Below are 16,744 nucleotides of genomic sequence, written 5' to 3' on the forward strand. Positions count from 1 at the left end.
CTGGACACTTGCGGTTGCGACATTTCATCCCTGTTCTGCTGGTCACTCTCGGAGTGGTTCGCAGCCTCTCGGCAGTGGAGCCCGTGGAGGAATTTCTGGCCGGGCTTCAGCAGCGGCGGTATTTTGACACCGCCCTGAGCTACCTCGATCAATTGGCGGAGAACAAGAATCTCGATCCGGCGCTGAAGGCGGTGCTCCCTTACGAACGGGGGCAGGTGCTGCTTCGCAGTGCCCAGGATCTGGTGAATCTCGACGCTCAGCGGAAACAGCTCGACGCCGCGCAGCTGGCGTTCGAACAGTTCGTCAAACAGCAGCCGACCCACCCGCTGGCAGCCCGTGCCAACACCGCCCGGGGACGGATTCTGCTGGAGAAGGCGCGTGTCGAGATCTGGGATAGCGAACGGGGGGCGAACCAGAATCAGCGTTCAAAATTCCGCGAGAGTGCAAAGCTGAATGTCCAGTCGGCGAGGCGGATTTTTGAACAGGCTCGTGATCAGTATCTGGCGGCCCATGCCAGGTTCCCGACGCACATCCCCGAAGAGGATCGTGTGCAGCGGGCCGCCCGGGATGCGGCGGAAGCCTTCAGCATGGAAGCCCAGCTCGATCTGGCGGAATGCCTCTACTGGGAAGCCCAGATCTTTGACCCGGGCTCCAAGGAACGGAAAGATCGGCTCGACGAAGCCGGGAAAGAGTTCGAGCAGATTCACCAGAAGTTCCGCACGCAGATCGGTGGGCTGTTTGCCCGCATGTGGCAGGGGAAATGTTTTGAAGAGCAGGGGAACGTCGCTGCCGCCGAGGGGATTTACAGCGAGATCCTTGCGCACGACGACAAAAGCGAAGCCTACCAGACATTAAAAGATCGGGCCCTGCGGTTCCGGCTGATCTGTCTGAATCATGATCAGCGCAAGCAATACACCACCGCGGCGGACGAAGCCGACCGCTGGCTGAAGTCGGCGCGGACACGGGCCCGGACGGATGTCGGACTGGGAATTCAGTGGGAGTTGTGCCGGGCTCAGGAGGCCCTCGGCAATGACCGCAACGCTACAGACGCCGTGAAGAAAAGCCTGTTGAATCAGGCGTTGAGTCGAGCCCGCGACATCAACAGGTATCCGGGGGAGCTGAAGGTCCCTTCGTCTGCCATGATTCAACGGATCATGGGGGCGCTCAACAGGGCCACCAGTGACCCGAAGGACTTCGATTCCGCGTACAGCTCCGCCGGTCAGCTGTGGGAAGAAGTCAAAGCGGCCAACTCAGCCGTCGCGGACGCCAAGTCACGCAACGATCTGAAGTCGGCGCAGCAGCATCAGGCCACGCTGCAGGCAACCTCTGCAGAAATGTCCCGGCTGTATGAGCTGGCACTGCGGCTGGCCCCGGTCGATGCGGATGCCGCGCTGATCAATCTCGCGCGAATCCGACTGTCGTACGGTTATCTTCTGCAGCAGCGGTTCTTCGACGCCGCAGCCATCGCCGAATATCAGATGATCAAGTACGGAGAGAAATATCCCGAAGTCGGCGCGGAAGGGGGCTTCCTGGCGCTGACCGCTTTTGATCATGCCTACAATTCCGCGCCGGAAAACGACCGCAGCTTCGAACGCCGACAACTCACTCAACTGGCGACGACCATCTGCAATCGCTGGCCGCAATCGGATCGGGCGAACGACGCCCGCAACGCCGTTGCGAAAGTGGCCTGGCAAGCGGGGGATCTGCAGGAAGCGGCCCGGTGGTGGAACGAAGTCCCTGCCGATTCCTCACAGTATGCCGACTCGCAGGCGCGCGCCGGGAAAGCCTTTTGGCGGCAGTATGTGTTGAGTTCCAATCTCCGCGACGGGGAACCGGCCAGTCCCGAGCAGTTGCAGAAGTGGAAAGCGGCCGCGGTCCAGCATCTGGAAAATGCACTCGCTGAAGCCGAGAGATCGACTTCGCCAACGGCCCGTCTTTCCGATGAGATGGTCGGTGCCAAACTGACGCTGGTGAGCATCCGCAATCTCGACGGAATTTATACCACTGCCAAGGGGGGGCCTGCCGGCGCGATCGAATTGTTGACCAAAGACCCGCATCCGGTCATCAAGATGGTCGAACCGACCCCAGGACAGAAACGCCCCACAAATCCCGCGATGGCACAGAGTCGGCAGATGGCCAGTTCCGCCTGGCAGCAGCTGTTGCGGGCCCAGATTGGCGTGAAGGATCTCGATGCGGCACGCAAAGCCCGCCAGAAGCTGGAAGAGGTCGCCGGTGGAGAAAACAATGCGGCGCTGACGCAGGTCTTTGTGGACTTCGGGAAAGAACTGGAACAGGAGCTGACCCGGCTGCAAGCTTCGGGGGAAACGAAGCGTCTGGCAGATGTGCGTGCCGGGTTCGAGAAATTTCTGAACGACCTGTTCGAGCGAAAAGAGGGGCAGACGTTCTATTCACTCCTCTGGATCGCCGAGACCTATAGCAGTCTGGCAGAAGGCTCTCGCGACAGCCGCGAGCAGCAGCGCAAGCTGTATGAGAAGTCGGCGGTCTCGTATCAGTCGATTCTCGATCGCGCTGCCCGGGAACCGGACTTCGCCCGTCCCGAACAGATCACCGCCTGCAAGCTGCGGCTGGTGAACTGTCTGCGACTGCAGCACAACTTCTCGAAGGCCGAACCGATTCTGCTGGAGGTCATGAAGACTTCTCCGCAGGCTCCCGACGTGCAGTTCGCGGCGGCGCAGCTGTATCAGGAGTGGGGTGAAAGCGGAGGAGACGACGCCGAACAGAAGTTCGCGATCGCACTTTACGGTCGGCCGCAGCCGGTTCATGTCTGGGGCTGGAACTATGCTGCCCAGTCGCTGCAGCGGGCGACAGCGGGACGTCGTGATGAACGGCTGGAGCAGATGCATTTCGATGCCCGTTATCATCTGGCCAATTCCGAATACCGGTTTGGCAAGTCGCTCAAGGATGCGGAACAGTCCCGGCTGCATCTCGATCGCGCCTTGGCCGCAATTACGGGATTCCGGCGGATCTCTGCGAACTGGCCCGATACGGAGTATGCCCGCTTCAACACGTTGTACAAACGGGTTCTGGCCGACACCGGAGGAACCATTGTGGACCTCCCCCGGCAGACCGCGACTGTGGCTGCTCCTGCCGAGCAGACAGCCACCGCGAACAGCTCCGCGACGGCATCGGCCACCCCGTCCCCCGTGGTAGCCCCGGTCACGGATACATCCGCAGCGCCCGTGACAGAGCCTCCCCCAGCGGCGGCAACGTCCCCGTGGATGCTGTGGGGAGCCGCACTCATGGTTCTGGGGGGGCTGGCCTATACCGGATACACGATCTTTCGCTCGGCGAACACGGGGCGGAAGGGCTCACGGTCGCGAAGCGTCCCCCGCGCGGGAGGGCCCGCTCCGAATCTGTCCGAGTTGACGTTGCCCCCGGAGCTGCTGTCACCCGGCCCGACGCCCCCCAGAAAAGTGCGTCCGGCCACGGCTCGCAAACCGGGACCGGCAGCCCCTCCCAATCCGCGGCCCCCACGCGAATCGTCACCCGGGTGACAGCGCTGGAAATTTGAAACAGACGACTGCGGACCAGATGCCCGACGGCCAGCTCCTCACAGCCTTTCGAACAGATCCGAATTCAAGATGAAATCCTCTCTCAGACTGCTCCTGACCTGCGTGCTGTTTCAGGGTTCTCTCTCCGCCGCGGATCTCGACACGGTGCACCGCCGTGGAGAGCAGAAGGCGGTGGCGGGAACAATCAGTTCTGTCTCACGCGATGAAGTGGTCGTCAGTCAGAAGATCGGCAATCGGGAAGAGCACATTCCCGCCAACGAGATCACACGGGTGGAATGGAAAGACGAGCCGATCGGCCTTGTGTTGGCGCGGGGGCGTGAACAGTCCGGCAATGACACCGAAGCCTTCGCGGGATACACCGAAGCGGCGTCGGCTGCGACTTCTGCGCGGGCCCCCTTGCGGTCTGACATCGAGTTTCTGCTCTGCCGTACCTCCGCCAAACTCGCCCAGCGCGATCCGGCGCAGGCCAAAGCGGCGATCGAGCGGCTGCAGAAGTTTGTGACGGCCGAACGCAATCACTTCCGGTATTATCAGGCGCTTCAACTGCTGGCCGATGCGGCTCTGGCAGCGGGAGATTTCGCCGCAGCGGAAGATGCGTATACGCGGCTGCAGCAGGCTCCCTGGGGAGACGTCCAGGCTTCGGGGAAAATCGGGTTGGCGCGCATTCAGCTGGCGCAGAATCAGGTTCAGCAGGCGAGTCAACTCTTTGACGAAGTCGCCGGAAAAGAAGCGGCGACCGCGTGGGAGAAACTGCTGCAACTGCAGGCGCAGCTGGGGCAGGCAGACTGTCTCGTCAGGAACCGTAAAGCGGATGAAGCCAGCCAACTGCTGAACAAAGTGATCGAACAGGCCCCTGTCGGGGAATCTCGCCTGTTGGCAGAAGCCTACGTCCAGCTGGGAGACAGCTTCAACAGCACCGCCACCGATCCCAAATCGGCTGTCTTCGCGTACCTGCACGTCGATGTGATCCCCACGCTCGCAGCCCATGCCGATCTGCATGCCCGGTCGCTTTACCACCTCGCGAAACTGTGGCCGCTCGTCGGTCAGCCGACTCGCGGGGCTGAAGCGGCCGCCCGGCTCGAACAGGACTACCCCCAAAGTGAATGGGCCAAAAAGCTGGAAGCGGGGAACTGACTCGGCAAGCCTTCTACCGGTCACAGCGGAGGGGGGCCCGCGAGTTTCCCGATGCCATTTTTGGCGGACCGGTTGGCGTCCACTTGCATCTGCATTAAGTTCTGCAGGGCGCGTGCTGATTGTCACACCGCGCTCGACCTGTTTTCTCCGTTTCTGCCCGCATTGAGCTCTCTATGTCGTTTCCTCCTGTTGCAGACCAGCTGGCCATTCTTCGTCGCGGCGTGGAAAAGATCGTCCCGGAAGCAGAACTGGCGGAGAAGCTGACGAAAAGCCGCGACACCGGAGTTCCGCTGCGGATCAAGTACGGAATTGATCCGACCGCTGCCGATGTGCATCTGGGACACACCGTGCCGCTGCGGAAGATGCGGCAGTTTCAGGAACTGGGGCATCAGGCGGTCATCATCATCGGCAATGCGACCGCCCTGGTCGGCGATCCGAGTGGCCGTGATGAAGCCCGCAAGAAAAAACTGACGGCAGACGAGGTGGAAGCTAATGCCCAATATTACCTCAACCAGGTGGGCAAGGTGGTCGACCTTTCCCGGGCCGAGGTTCATCGCAATGGGGACTGGTTCGGCAGCATGGGACTGGTCGACGTGCTGCAGTTGTGCGGCAAAGTGACCATCGCGCAGCTGCTGACACGGGATGACTTCGCCAAGCGGCTGAAAGCGGAGTCACCGATCTTTCTGCACGAGTGTCTGTATCCGGTGATGCAGGCCTGGGACTCGGTGATGATCAAGTCCGACGTCGAGTTGGGGGGGACCGAGCAGCTTTACAGCTTCATGCTCGCTCGCGATCTGCAGCGGGGTGAAAATCTGTCGCAGCAGGTGAGTGTGATGTCGCCGATTCTTGTGGGGACCGACGGCACGCGCCGCATGGGCAAGAGCCTCGGGAACTACATCGGCATTTCGGAAGAGCCTTACAGCATGATGAAGAAGTTCATGCAGCTCCCCGATGCCGTGATGCGCACCTACTTTGAACTGCTGACCGATGTCCCGCTGGAGGAAATTGATTCCATTCTGGCAGGCCATCCGAAAGAGGCGAAGGTGCGTCTCGCCAAACTGATTATCGCCGAGTACCACAGCGTGGCGGCCGGAGTCGAAGCGGCAGATCGCTGGCAGAAGGAGATTGGCGAAGGGAGCCTCCCCAGCGACATTCCGGAAGTGCAGATTTCACGTTCGAAGCTCAACGAACAGGGAAGCCTGCAGGCGGCAGCACTCCTGAAGGAGTGCAAGCTCGTCCCGTCGACCAGTGTGGCCATGCAGCGGATTCAGGGGGGGGCGGCCTACGTGCTGGTCGGTGAAGAGAAGAAAGTTCTCACCGATCGGGCGGAGTGGATCCCGGTTGTCGACGACATGTTGATTCGCGCGGGGAAGAAAGACTGGTGCCGCGTCCGCCTGATCGACTGAGTCCCTGACTGACCGAGATGCCTTGGAGATGTCAGCCGCTCAGGGAGCCGGTTGATAAATCTCCAGCCAGCCCAGCAGGACCTTGCCCACCTTCGCAAGTGATTCTCCCGAGCAGGCGGCCGGCAGATCATTGCGCCGGTGCCAGTGCGGATAATCGAAGTCGATGATGTCGCAGGTCGGGATGCGGGCGATCTCGTTCAGCGGGAGATGATCGTCGCGGACTTCGTGCTTGCGGCGGGCGATGAACTCCTTCACCCCCAGCCGGGCCGCCGTCGCCCAAATGGTCTGGGTGACATGCGGAGCCAGCCGCAGGCTTCCCCGTTCGTAAAAAAGTTGCAGGTCGCGATCCGCCACCATATCGGCCACGACTCCCGCCACATAGCGGAACCTCGTTGGTGGATGGTCCCGATACTGCTCAGCAAAGTGTTCCGAGCCGTAGAAATATTTGTCGTTGGGACCGTAGACCAGTTCTTCGCCGTCGAAGAAGACAAGGTCCACTCCGTACCGGCTTTGCAGTTGCGGCAGATGATGGGCCAGTTCCATAAAGAGCGCCACACCGCTCCCTCCATCGTTGGCGCCGATAAAGGCCTTGGTGCGGTTGGCGGGGATCGTCTCCCGATCGGGGAACGGGCGGGTGTCGTAGTGACAGCCGATAAGAATCCGTTCGGTCTTCTCCGGATGGAACGACACGATCAGGTTCCTCATTCGCACCGCTTCGCGGCTCTGCGGATGAGGAACGGTAAACTCCTGCCAGCGGACCTCTCCCCCCTGGGCAGTGAAGTGTTTTTCCAACAGTTCCTGTTGCTGCTGCATCCCGACCGATCCCGAGTAACGCGGGCCGATGGCGCAGACCTCTTCGAGGTATCGAAAGGCCCGGGCGGCATCGACCGGCCAGACACGCGGTTCGGCACCCTGCACCGGTCGCAGGGTGGCCAGCAACAGAAATACCCAGCAGCAGGAGAGAAATCGCATGTCGTCGCTGACCTGAATCCGTCCAGGGAGAAAGCCGTCCACGGCGGGCAGCCACCGCTGCGCTTGTGGGAACGATTCCCTTCGGCTCGCAGTCCGGTCATTGCCGCGCGGTCAACCGACGCCCCGGAACGCTCCGGATCGTCGGTTGCACCCGATCAGCGTAGACTCCCCGACCGGTTCAGGACAACCCCGCTGCCCGAGCCTGCAGATTTTCAGCGGCATCGAGAAACCGCTGCTGCAGGGCGATGGGCAAGGAGTGGAACTCTTCAATAATTTCAGGAGTGAGGGCCGCGACCACCCGTTCGAGTGCCGCAGCGGCTTTCTTCACGATCTGTTCGGTGGAAGCCTCATCGCGGGGGCCGTCCCCTTCGCGCGGAGCAGATCCGCGAGCCCCCTTGCCGAACGGCGTATATTCCGTATTGGCGACGTCGCGGGCGGCGGAGGCGACCATGACGTTCCCATCGCCCCCTTCCCCACCGGCAGAGCCGACGTAGGCTGCGGAACTGCCGTCGCGGCTGAACTCACTCGGATCGCGGACAATTCCGGTCCCGACACTCAGGTATTCCGGAGCGATATTGAACGGTGGCTCTTCGACAGCCGGTTCCGACAGGTTTTCGCCGTGCTGGGCGCGGCGCCACGCCTTCATCTCGGCGATGGTCGCTTCCATATCCTGGGCCCACTGCAGGCATTCCGAGGAATCATCCCAGTTCAGAGCCACATAAAAATGCGACCATTTCAACTTGGGATAATTCTTGTGGACGTCGGCAAAAGTTTCCCAGACCCGGCGGCGCTGGTAGATCTGATCCCCGCTCATGCCGATCAGCACCCCGAAATCGACATCGGTGCGACCCCGGGCGAACTTCTGGGTCCAGCGCGAGGCGCACTCGCCGATTTCCCAGTTGCAGTGGCTTAAGGCCTGCTGGGCACGACGGATGAGTTGATCTTCAGTTTCCTGGGATTCTGACATGGGGGCTCATTGATGAATTCAGGGGAGGGCGACTGCCCTCCAAAACGGACAAGGTTGCCAATGCTAGGCAGGGGGGACAACATTCTCCACGGGCGTTGACCCGAATCCCGCTGCTGCTCGGCCAATTCGTCACTGTCGGGGTACACCAAACCGTGCAACAGCTTGGGTTTCCGCACCTGCGAGATCCTGAGCGGTCGCCATTTCCCGCAGCGTCGGAAAACTCGATTCCGGTGATTTTCGGCTCGGCAACGACGGACGGGAGGTCTGCGGCAGAAGCCGCGTCGACGTTGTACAGGCAGATCAAAAGTCAAAATGCTCTAATAGCAGTGCATTGCATCGTCGGGAAACTGTCAAGGAATCAGTGATGGACGTCACAGGAGAAATCGCGGAGGTGCGCCGGTTCGTCGCCGCCGCGCGGCAGCAGGGACGCCGGATCGGCTGCGTGCCGACAATGGGAGCACTCCACGCCGGACACCTCAGCCTGATCGAAGAGTGTCGAAAACATGTCGACGAGGTGGTCGTCACGATTTTCGTCAATCCGACGCAATTCGCCCCGCACGAAGACCTGAACAAATACCCGCGCCCGCTGGAGCAGGATCTGGAACTCTGCCGGAAGAGTGGTGCCGGGCTGGTGTTTACGCCGGTCGTAACCGACCTGTACCCGGCGGGCTACGACACGTGGGTCGCTGTCGAAAACCTGTCGAAACCGCTCGAAGGGGAGATTCGGCCCGGCCATTTTCGGGGCGTCACCACGATTGTCTGCAAGCTCTTTAACATCGTACAGCCTGACGTGGCCTGCTTCGGAGCCAAAGATTATCAGCAGCAGGCGCTGATCCGCCGGATGACCATCGATCTGAATCTGCCGATCGAGATCATGGTCTGCCCGACGGTTCGGGAGCCGGATGGTCTGGCGATGAGCAGCCGGAACGTGTACCTCAGTCCGGCAGAACGGCAATCGGCTCTGGCGCTGTCACAGGTGTTGCGGGGGGCAGAGACGCTGTTGCGCGGCGGGGAAACCGATCTGCAGAAGATCTCGCAGCAGATGTGGTCGACTCTTGCCGCGACTCCGCTCGTCATGCCGCAATACGCGGTGCTGTGCGATCCCGATTCCCTTGCCGTTTTGACGACTCCCCAACCCCGGATTGTCGCCCTCGTGGCGGCGAAAGTGGGGGAGACACGTTTGATCGATAACCTTACGATTCAACTGGAGTAGCAGCTTGTGCTTTCCGGTTCCCGCAGGGGATCGTATTCCGGAGCGGCGCGTGGCCCTCTGCGGGGAAGCGCCTGGGAATTCACAAGGTCAAACTGCACTGACGCTCCTGTCGGCACGAACAGCCCGATTGGCAGTCGACAGGAAGGACAGAAACAAAAAACAGGTGGTGCCGGCTCAGGCCGGTGGCCATCGCATGTCTGGATTGCGTTCGATGCGACAGGTCCTCTTTCGAATCTGGCTGCAACAACCGTGGAGCGGTTGGACGGAGGCCGTTCCGGGCGACCCGTTCTTCGGAGCGGGGTGGGTCTGCCTGATCGCAGCAGTGGTCTATTACCTGTACCACGTCGTGCGGGGGCATCGGGAGATTTACGCGGCACCCTCCACCGCGCTGACCTGGGGGGGAGGCCTGTTGGCATTGACCCTGGCGCCCCGGTTTCTGTCAGTACCGCAATCAGTTCCGGTGTTCGGCTATGGGCTGATGGTGTTGATCGGCTTCCTGTCGGCGATGGCCTTTTCTTATCACCGCGCCAAACAGGTCGGCTTCAATCCGGAACTGGTCATGGACTCCGCGTTCTGGCTGCTGGTGTCCGGCGTGGCAGGGGGTCGACTCGCCTTTCTGATTCAATATGGTGGGCGGGTGTTTGCCAACGTCCGTAATCCGTGGCAGGCGTTCATGGCAGCGATCAATCTTTCGGAAGGGGGATTGGTGCTGATCGGAGCACTAGTGGGCGGAGCCGCCGGCTTCTTCGCGTTCTGCTGGTACCGCAAAATCTCGTCGATGGAATTCGCCGATATTCTGATTCCCGGAATCTTCATCGGGATCGGCTTTGGCCGCATCGGCTGCCTGCTGAACGGGTGCTGCTTCGGGGACCGCTGCGATCTTCCGTGGGCCATCACGTTTCCGCATGGAAGCGTCACCTTCGGGATTCTCGCCGAGCGAGGATTTATCGATCCCAATGCACCGGCCACGATTCCGTTGCATCCAACCCAGATCTACAGCTCGATTGATGGCTTTATCCTCGCGATCGTGACCGGGATCTATTACTGGTATCGCCGCTACCCGGGCGATGTGCTGGCGCTGGGCTGCATTCTCTATCCCCTCACACGCATCCAGATCGAGTTTCTGCGTGCAGATGAAATGGGGCAGTTCGGCACGGGCCTCACCATCTCGCAGCTGTACAGCATCGGCATTCTGCTGTGCGGCCTGGTGTTGATGGCGATCGGCCCGCTGCGGGGCAAATGGGCAGCTGCACGCAGGAGTCCTGCCGAGCAGTTGCCTGCTGCGTCGGACGTCTCGTCACCGGCCGTTCCCCTGTCGCGATAGGATGGCCGTTCAGCGACGGTGGGACTGCGTCACCTGCAGATGGGTGCGGATGAAGTCGAGCAGCGCCCGCTCCAGCGGGGTGTCGGTCGTCAGCAACAAGCGGTAAATTCCTCGCCGCTCGCAGCATTCCGCCATCTCGGCGAGGTGCTTTTGCAACCGCGACTGGTACTCGGCTTTTGCCGAAACGGGATCGACATAGATCTCCCGTCCGGTCTCGGCATCGACAAACAACGTCGCTTCCTGAAAAGGAAAATCGAGTTCGGCCGGATCGAGAATCTGGAACACCGCGACTTCGTTTCGGCCGGATCGCAGATAGTTCAGCTGCGTTTCCAACCCCTCCAGTGGCGTCAGAAAATCGGAGATGACGATAAAGAGCCCGCGTTTGCGGATCCGTTCGGCGGCCTGCTCGAGAGCAGCCACGATTCCGCTCGATTTTCCTTCCGGCTGCAGATCGAGAGATCCGAGAATCCGTCGCAGATGTCCCGGTCGATAACGGGGAGGAATGTACTCATCGACAGTTTCAGAAACACGGAACAGGCCCACGGCATCGCGCTGGCCATTCAGGAAGTAGGCCAGTGTCGCGGCCAGCGTTTTCGTGTAATCCGCTTTGGAATACGGCAGCGAGCCGTACGACATGGAGCGGCTGTTGTCGACCAGCAGATGACAGCGGAGATTGGTTTCGTCTTCAAAGCGTTTGACGTAGTACCGGTCGCTGCGTGCGAAGAGACGCCAGTCGAGATAGCGGGGATCATCCCCCGACACATACTGCCGGTATTCAGTGAATTCGACGGAGAACCCGTGATACGGACTGCGATGCAGGCCGGTGAGAAAGCCCTCTACCACTGAGCGAGCCCGCAACTCCAGCGACTTGATCTGCATGAGCGCCACCGGATCGATCCACGAGGGGGGCGGGTAACCGGCGCCGGCTGTTGTCGCTGAAGAAGCTGTCGACATGCGTGCAACCCTTTGAGCGTGACACCACTGCTGCGGAACCCGACCTGTGTCGTTCTTCTCCGGCGTTGACGATCGTCAGGAAAAATCCCAGGCCGTCACGCAGAGCCACCGCTATCGTACCAGTCGGCCGATTCCACGAGTAGAGAGGAGGCTGCGGTCGCACTGTGAGCGGACCGGGCGATATGATGCGCCCATTCCCTGGTCCCTGGAAGCAGATTGAACGTATGAGACTCGGCATTTTCGGCGGCACTTTCGATCCCATTCATCTCGCTCATCTCATTCTCGCGGAGACCGCGCGCGAGGCCTGTCAGCTGGATGAAGTCTGGTTCGTCCCGACCTTCGTCTCCCCGCACAAGGAAGGACTGGCGGCCACGCCGCCCGCTGCCCGTCTGGAAATGGTGAAGTTCGCCATCGCCGGCCATCCGCAGTTCCGCGTCAGCGATCTGGAAGTGAAACGCCGGCAGGTCAGCTACACCGTCGACACGCTGCGGGAAATTCACACCCGCCATCCGGAACACGAACTGTTCCTGCTGATGGGGGCCGATTCACTCGGTGATTTCCTCACGTGGAAGGAACCGCAGCAGATCCTGCAGCTGGCGAAGGTGGTGGCCGTCAATCGGGGCCGTGGAGTGCCCGACCCGGCAAACGTGATCGCAGCACTGGGGAATGAGGCAGTCGAGCGCATTCAGACGATCGACATGCCGCTGATCGGGATTTCGGCTTCCGACATTCGTCACCGCTGCGAGACCGGCCAGAGTGTCCGTTATCTGACGCCCCGCTCCGTCGAAATGTACCTGCAGCAACATCGACTCTATCAGCGCTGAACGGGCGGGGCCGGGTGCGAAAAGAGTCCGCCGTGAAAGACCTGAATCCGCACTCCTCCCCGGGAGGACCGTTTACCCGCCAGCATCAGCTTGTCGGCATGGTCGAGCATCTCTTCGGCCTTGCGCGCCGCTGAAAAGACAGCCAGACCGCAGGTCCAGGTGATCTGATGCTCGGGCTGACGATTCTGCGCAGCGAGCGCATCACGCAGCTCAATCGCCAACTGCTCCGCTTCTTCCGCGTCGACCGCCGGATAGAGGACTGCGAACTCGTCCCCTCCCAGTCGGCCGATACTGTCGTAAGGCCGTACGGCTCCTCGCATGATGCTCGCGGCTTGAATCAGAAACTGGTCGCCCGCGAGATGACCGTGAGTGTCGTTGTACTGCTTGAAGGTGTCGCAATCGAGGTAAGCGATGGCCAGCGAAGTCTTGTGCCGCTGCGAGCGTTCGGTCTCGGCCAGGAGCCGATCGAGGAATCCTTTCCGATTGATCAGGCCGGTCAACGTGTCGGTTCCGGCGGCAATACGAGCCCGTTCGACCGCGCGTGATTCGCGGCGGCTCAGCCGTGCAAAGGCGAAGACGATGACCGCCCCCGCCGCATCCTGTGCGAGATGCACCGGGGACTTGACGACGAGATAGGTGATCCACGGCAAAAGAAATCCGGCCAGGGCTGCCAGTCCGCAGAAGATGGGTCCGGCGACTCCCAGAGAGGAGCCAATGCGTCGCACTGGCCACAGGCAGCAGGCCACTGCCAGTAACGGCATATTGAAGCTGCCGAAGAGGGCGGTGATGACGGCAATTGCCAGCACCCACAGCATCCGCGGACGAAACGGCATCAGGTCCTGATCCCGTGTGGAAGAGAGCAGCTCCGCGAGAACAAGCTGCTTCCAGTTCTGACGTAGGTTGAGGAGAAACGACGATTTCATCTGTATGGCGAAGGGAGACTGCAGCGGTGATTCCATGCAGTCTCCGGAAGCCCTCCTGACCTGAAACGAGTGAGGAACCGGGTCCTGTCAATCAGGGGGCGACCCGGTCGGGCAGTTCGAGAATCTTCAGTTCGCGGAACGAAATGTCCGATGTCGGATCGTGCCCCTGCAGGCTGATGTGGCCGGCGTCCAGTCGCAATCCCTTTCGCGGATTTTCGTCGGCGGCGCGGGTGTCTTCCCAATCCACCACGGGATAGCCATCGACCCAGGCCATCATGCGGGGTCCGGCAGCGATAAGTGTGGTGGTGACCCATTCGAGGTCATTGGTCACAACGCGACGGGCTTCGACACGGCGGAAGATCGCACCGGTTCCGGCGTTCGCCGGGACGTTGCGGTTCCCATCTTTGATGCTGTTGTCGATTTGCATTTCATAGCCATTGGAAGGGGCTTTCTCGGTGCCAGGCATGGCACGGAAAAAGTATCCGCTGTTGACGTTGGCGGCGTGAGTCTGGGCTTGTCCCTGCAGGATGAAATCCTGGAACACCGCTTCGGTCTCAAGGAACACCGGACCACCGGTCATGCGGACGGCACCATTGGCGTTTTTCACTTCTCCCTTGCCGCCCGGAACGATCCTCCAGCCTTCGAGCGATTCGCCGGAGAGCAGCGGATTCAAGCCCTTTGGCTTCAGCACGACTTTGCGGAACTCGATCAGCCCGGAATTCTTCTGCAGACCGATCTTGCCGGTCTTCGGTGCGTTCGGTGCCGGATCGGTGTAGTCGAGAACCTGCTTGCCATCGAAGTCGACCACAATGTGGGGGCCATCGGCCACCACCCGGATCGTGTGCCAGTCGCCTGAGCCCAGAATCGGAGATTCGGTCTTGGCCTGATTCACGAGGCTGCAGGTGAGGTAGCCGTTCGGCTGGGTGTCAGCGATGTTGACCTCGTAGCAGTCAGGGGGAATCTCCACCGGATCGGGAATGCTGCGCAGGAAGACGCCGCTGTTGCCGCCGGCAGCCATCCGGTATTCACAGACCAGTTCGAAATCGGAGAAGGGAACGTCGGTCAGCAGCAAGCCGTTCGAGCCGGTGTCGGCTTTCAGCACGCCGTCTTCCACGCTCCAGTTGACGTCTTTTTTGTCGGGAGTCCAGCCGAACAGCGAGCTGCCATCGAACAGGCAGATCCAGCCCTCGGCCTGTTCCGCCTTGGAGAGAAAGCGGTCTGCTGGATTTGCAGGCGTGCCGGGAGGATCAATGACGGGCCCGGTTGCGGAACTCTTCTCTTTGGTGGCAGCAGAGGCCTCTTTGTTGGCCACTGGCGTTGCTTCCTTTTGGGCTTCCGGAGCATTGTCCGGCGTTCCGGCAGCGGGCTGTTGCTGCTCGGAGTGGGCCGTCTTCTCCTCACTGGCAATCGGGCGTTTACACCCGGAGACTCCCAGCATGATCGCCAGCCCCAGACAGATCAATGGTCGCTGCATCCCGCTATTCCTCCACTGTGATTCGAATCGGACCGCACGTCATGCTAGCAAGTGAGCGGCGCAATGCGGAATGATGAGGGCGAAGGAGCGGGAAGACTTGAAAACAAAAAACCCGCCTCGGTGAGGAGACGGGTTTTTGAATTTCCGACGGGAGACAGCGATTACGCGCCCGCTTCTTCTTCACGGTTGTGACGGAAGATGAAATCTTCGAACCGCAGTTCGTTGGAGTTGGAATCTTCGGTGAAGCTGGTGAACAGTTCGCCCATCAGTTCGTGGAAGCGACCCTGCTGAATGGAGTAGAAGTTGTGCTTGCCGTCGCGACGCGGTTCGATGAGACCGGCAACGCGGAGGAGTGCCAAGTGATGGCTGACAGCGGGCTGGCTCTGTCCCAGACGCTCACACAGAGCGGAGACGTGCAGTTCCTTTTCGCGACCCAGGAAAAAGAGGATCTTCAGGCGGGTTTCATCGGCCAGCAGCTTGAAGACCTGAACGAGATCCTTTTCCAGCTTCTGGGAGAGTTCCGGGACGCGTGTTTCTGCTTCAGGAGCGGCGGGAGCTTCCACCTGACGGGAAGCGGTCTGGGGAATTTGCGTAATCATATCTCTTCCTATGGTCAAAAATGTGTGCGCACCGCACACGACTGTTTCGATGAGCAATGCCTGGGAAAGACATCCTGGAACCGGTCACAATCCACTATTGGATTTACTAGCAATCCTTCTGCCGTTCTCGACTGATCTTTCGATTTCGAGAGATTGCCCGGCGCATCCGTCTTGAGGTTGCTAGGCAACCATCAATTTCGGAAACGCCACACCTCCCTATCTGGACCGGCGATTCGAGCATCGCACGATTCGGCTATCGGCAGCCAAGGTCTCAGTAGGCACCCACGCGGGCTACTGACAGGTTCTCTGACGATTTCGACGAGACCTGAGGCTGGACAACTCGCCAGCGACACCGAACCAAAGCCATTGCATTATGCAGGCCAACCAATAAGTCGTCAATTACTTCTTATGCGACTTCATCAATTACTCATAAATCAGAATCGATGTTCTCGGATGCGGTAAGATATTTGAAAATATTGACTTGCGGCATATATGGGGTGCCCGGCCGAGGGGTTCCTCCCGCGCCCAAGTGTTCTGAAAAACTTTCATCAACATCCGGCTCTGTATATAACCCCGCCCGGAATATCGTCAGTTTGTGTCCAGAATCATGGCACAATCGCCGTCTTTTTTGGCAACCCCGTCGACTCAGCTTTCCTCAGCCAGCTGCGCCATGATCTCGTCCGGGATACTGAAGTTCGCCGTCACCGACTGGACGTCCTCGTTCTCTTCCAGTGCTTCCAGCAGCTGCAGAACCTGACGCCCCTCCTCCAGACCTAACTCCACGACATTGCTGGGGATCCGTGTGAACTCGGCGGTTTCAGTGGGGATCTTTTGAGACTCCAGCGCCTCCGACAGTTGCTGAAACGCATCAACGGCACAGGTGACTTCGAACAGATCCCCCACCTGCCGGACATCATCGGCACCGGCCTCCAGCGCAATTTCGAACAGTTTTTCTTCCGCAATGGCAGTGGTGGAGACCGTGAACATCCCCTTCCGTTCGAACATCCAGGAAACGCAGCCGGTTGCTCCGAGGTTCCCTCCGTGGACTTCGAAGGTTTTGCGGACTTCGCCACCGGTACGATTGCGGTTTTCTGTGAGAGCATCGCACAAGACTGCGACCCCGGCGGGCCCGTACCCTTCGTAGGTGATTTCGGAGTAATCGACAGCCCCCAGCTCGCCGCACCCCTTCTTGATGGCGCGGTCGATGTTGTCCTTGGGCATGCTGTTTTTACGGGCCTTGTCGATGGCATAGCGGAGCGCCAGATTCATGGCGGGGTCGCCTCCCCGGTTCCGGGCAGCCACGATGATGGCGCGGCTCAGCTTCCCGAAAAGGGCACCCTTCTTTTTGTCCATCCGGCCTTTTTTGTGAGCGATATTCGCCCAGTGGGAATGTCCTGCCATGCTTGTCGCGTTCTCAAAAA

The 16,744-nt window shown here is 60.3% G+C and carries 13 protein-coding genes; 6 read left to right on the forward strand and 7 right to left on the reverse strand.

The window, feature by feature from the left end; all coding sequences use genetic code 11:
* The first annotated feature begins 8 nt into the window (after positions 1–8).
* The 3 genes from SH664x_RS03270 (at position 9) to tyrS (ending at position 6,073) form a co-directional block, all read left to right on the forward strand.
* A complete protein-coding gene (locus tag SH664x_RS03270; RefSeq protein ID WP_437205019.1) occupies positions 9–3,515 on the forward strand; it encodes a hypothetical protein in 3,507 nt (1,168 codons plus the stop codon).
* Positions 3,516–3,602: 87 nt separating this feature from the next.
* Complete coding sequence (locus tag SH664x_RS03275) at positions 3,603–4,667, forward strand: tetratricopeptide repeat protein (RefSeq protein ID WP_437205021.1); 1,065 nt, start codon at positions 3,603–3,605, stop codon at positions 4,665–4,667.
* 173 nt (positions 4,668–4,840) lie between these two features.
* Positions 4,841–6,073 (forward strand): tyrosine--tRNA ligase, encoded by a 1,233-nt coding sequence (gene tyrS / locus SH664x_RS03280; protein WP_437205022.1) that lies wholly within the window; start codon positions 4,841–4,843, stop codon positions 6,071–6,073.
* A gap of 39 nt (positions 6,074–6,112) precedes the next feature.
* Here tyrS and SH664x_RS03285 read toward each other — a convergent pair whose 3' ends face one another.
* The gene (locus SH664x_RS03285; protein WP_437205024.1) at positions 6,113–7,045 is read right to left on the reverse strand and encodes a M28 family peptidase; all 933 of its coding nucleotides are present in this window, start codon (positions 7,043–7,045) and stop codon (positions 6,113–6,115) included.
* Between the two features lie 178 nt (positions 7,046–7,223).
* Entirely contained in the window at positions 7,224–8,012 is a 789-nt protein-coding gene (locus tag SH664x_RS03290) for a hypothetical protein (RefSeq protein WP_437205026.1), read from the reverse strand.
* Positions 8,013–8,376: 364 nt separating this feature from the next.
* Between SH664x_RS03290 and panC the strand changes: the two genes are divergently transcribed.
* Both panC and SH664x_RS03300 read left to right on the forward strand, forming a co-directional pair.
* Entirely contained in the window at positions 8,377–9,225 is an 849-nt protein-coding gene (gene panC / locus SH664x_RS03295) for a pantoate--beta-alanine ligase (protein WP_437205028.1), read from the forward strand.
* 193 nt (positions 9,226–9,418) lie between these two features.
* Positions 9,419–10,549: a prolipoprotein diacylglyceryl transferase gene (locus SH664x_RS03300; protein ID WP_437205029.1), complete on the forward strand. Its 1,131-nt coding sequence runs from the start codon at positions 9,419–9,421 to the stop codon at positions 10,547–10,549.
* 9 nt (positions 10,550–10,558) lie between these two features.
* Here SH664x_RS03300 and SH664x_RS03305 read toward each other — a convergent pair whose 3' ends face one another.
* On the reverse strand, positions 10,559–11,503 hold the full coding sequence (locus tag SH664x_RS03305; RefSeq protein ID WP_437205031.1) for a DUF58 domain-containing protein: 945 nt from the start codon (positions 11,501–11,503) through the stop codon (positions 10,559–10,561).
* Between the two features lie 224 nt (positions 11,504–11,727).
* Here SH664x_RS03305 and nadD point away from each other — a divergent pair, with 224 nt between their 5' ends.
* Positions 11,728–12,327: a nicotinate-nucleotide adenylyltransferase gene (nadD, locus tag SH664x_RS03310; RefSeq protein WP_437205033.1), complete on the forward strand. Its 600-nt coding sequence runs from the start codon at positions 11,728–11,730 to the stop codon at positions 12,325–12,327.
* Here nadD and SH664x_RS03315 read toward each other — a convergent pair.
* The 4 genes from SH664x_RS03315 to SH664x_RS03330 all read right to left on the reverse strand — a co-directional run bounded on the left by SH664x_RS03315 (position 12,318) and on the right by SH664x_RS03330 (position 16,724).
* Complete coding sequence (locus tag SH664x_RS03315; protein WP_437205035.1) at positions 12,318–13,286, reverse strand: GGDEF domain-containing protein; 969 nt, start codon at positions 13,284–13,286, stop codon at positions 12,318–12,320. The two genes, nadD and SH664x_RS03315, sit on opposite strands and share 10 nt — an antisense overlap.
* Before the next feature lie 55 nt (positions 13,287–13,341).
* Positions 13,342–14,724 (reverse strand): 3-keto-disaccharide hydrolase, encoded by a 1,383-nt coding sequence (locus SH664x_RS03320; protein ID WP_437205036.1) that lies wholly within the window; start codon positions 14,722–14,724, stop codon positions 13,342–13,344.
* 161 nt (positions 14,725–14,885) lie between these two features.
* Positions 14,886–15,323 (reverse strand): ArsR/SmtB family transcription factor, encoded by a 438-nt coding sequence (locus SH664x_RS03325; protein ID WP_437205038.1) that lies wholly within the window; start codon positions 15,321–15,323, stop codon positions 14,886–14,888.
* A gap of 645 nt (positions 15,324–15,968) precedes the next feature.
* Positions 15,969–16,724, reverse strand: a complete 756-nt coding sequence (locus SH664x_RS03330; RefSeq protein WP_437205040.1) for a YebC/PmpR family DNA-binding transcriptional regulator — start codon at positions 16,722–16,724, stop codon at positions 15,969–15,971.
* Positions 16,725–16,744 lie beyond the last annotated feature (20 nt).

Source organism: Planctomicrobium aquicomposti (genome assembly GCF_051466325.1).
GTDB lineage: Bacteria > Planctomycetota > Planctomycetia > Planctomycetales > Planctomycetaceae > Planctomicrobium.

Excerpts from the sequence above, each read along its gene's own strand:
- SH664x_RS03275 (WP_437205021.1), top strand. The coding sequence starts at position 3,603 with ATGAAATCCTCTCTCAGACTGCTCCTGACCTGCGTGCTGTTTCAGGGT.
- tyrS (WP_437205022.1), top strand. The coding sequence starts at position 4,841 with ATGTCGTTTCCTCCTGTTGCAGACCAGCTGGCCATTCTTCGTCGCGGC.
- SH664x_RS03285 (WP_437205024.1), bottom strand. The coding sequence starts at position 7,045 with ATGCGATTTCTCTCCTGCTGCTGGGTATTTCTGTTGCTGGCCACCCTG.
- SH664x_RS03290 (WP_437205026.1), bottom strand. The coding sequence starts at position 8,012 with ATGTCAGAATCCCAGGAAACTGAAGATCAACTCATCCGTCGTGCCCAG.
- panC (WP_437205028.1), top strand. The coding sequence starts at position 8,377 with ATGGACGTCACAGGAGAAATCGCGGAGGTGCGCCGGTTCGTCGCCGCC.
- SH664x_RS03300 (WP_437205029.1), top strand. The coding sequence starts at position 9,419 with ATGTCTGGATTGCGTTCGATGCGACAGGTCCTCTTTCGAATCTGGCTG.
- SH664x_RS03305 (WP_437205031.1), bottom strand. The coding sequence starts at position 11,503 with ATGTCGACAGCTTCTTCAGCGACAACAGCCGGCGCCGGTTACCCGCCC.
- nadD (WP_437205033.1), top strand. The coding sequence starts at position 11,728 with ATGAGACTCGGCATTTTCGGCGGCACTTTCGATCCCATTCATCTCGCT.
- SH664x_RS03315 (WP_437205035.1), bottom strand. The coding sequence starts at position 13,286 with ATGGAATCACCGCTGCAGTCTCCCTTCGCCATACAGATGAAATCGTCG.
- SH664x_RS03320 (WP_437205036.1), bottom strand. The coding sequence starts at position 14,724 with ATGCAGCGACCATTGATCTGTCTGGGGCTGGCGATCATGCTGGGAGTC.
- SH664x_RS03325 (WP_437205038.1), bottom strand. The coding sequence starts at position 15,323 with ATGATTACGCAAATTCCCCAGACCGCTTCCCGTCAGGTGGAAGCTCCC.
- SH664x_RS03330 (WP_437205040.1), bottom strand. The coding sequence starts at position 16,724 with ATGGCAGGACATTCCCACTGGGCGAATATCGCTCACAAAAAAGGCCGG.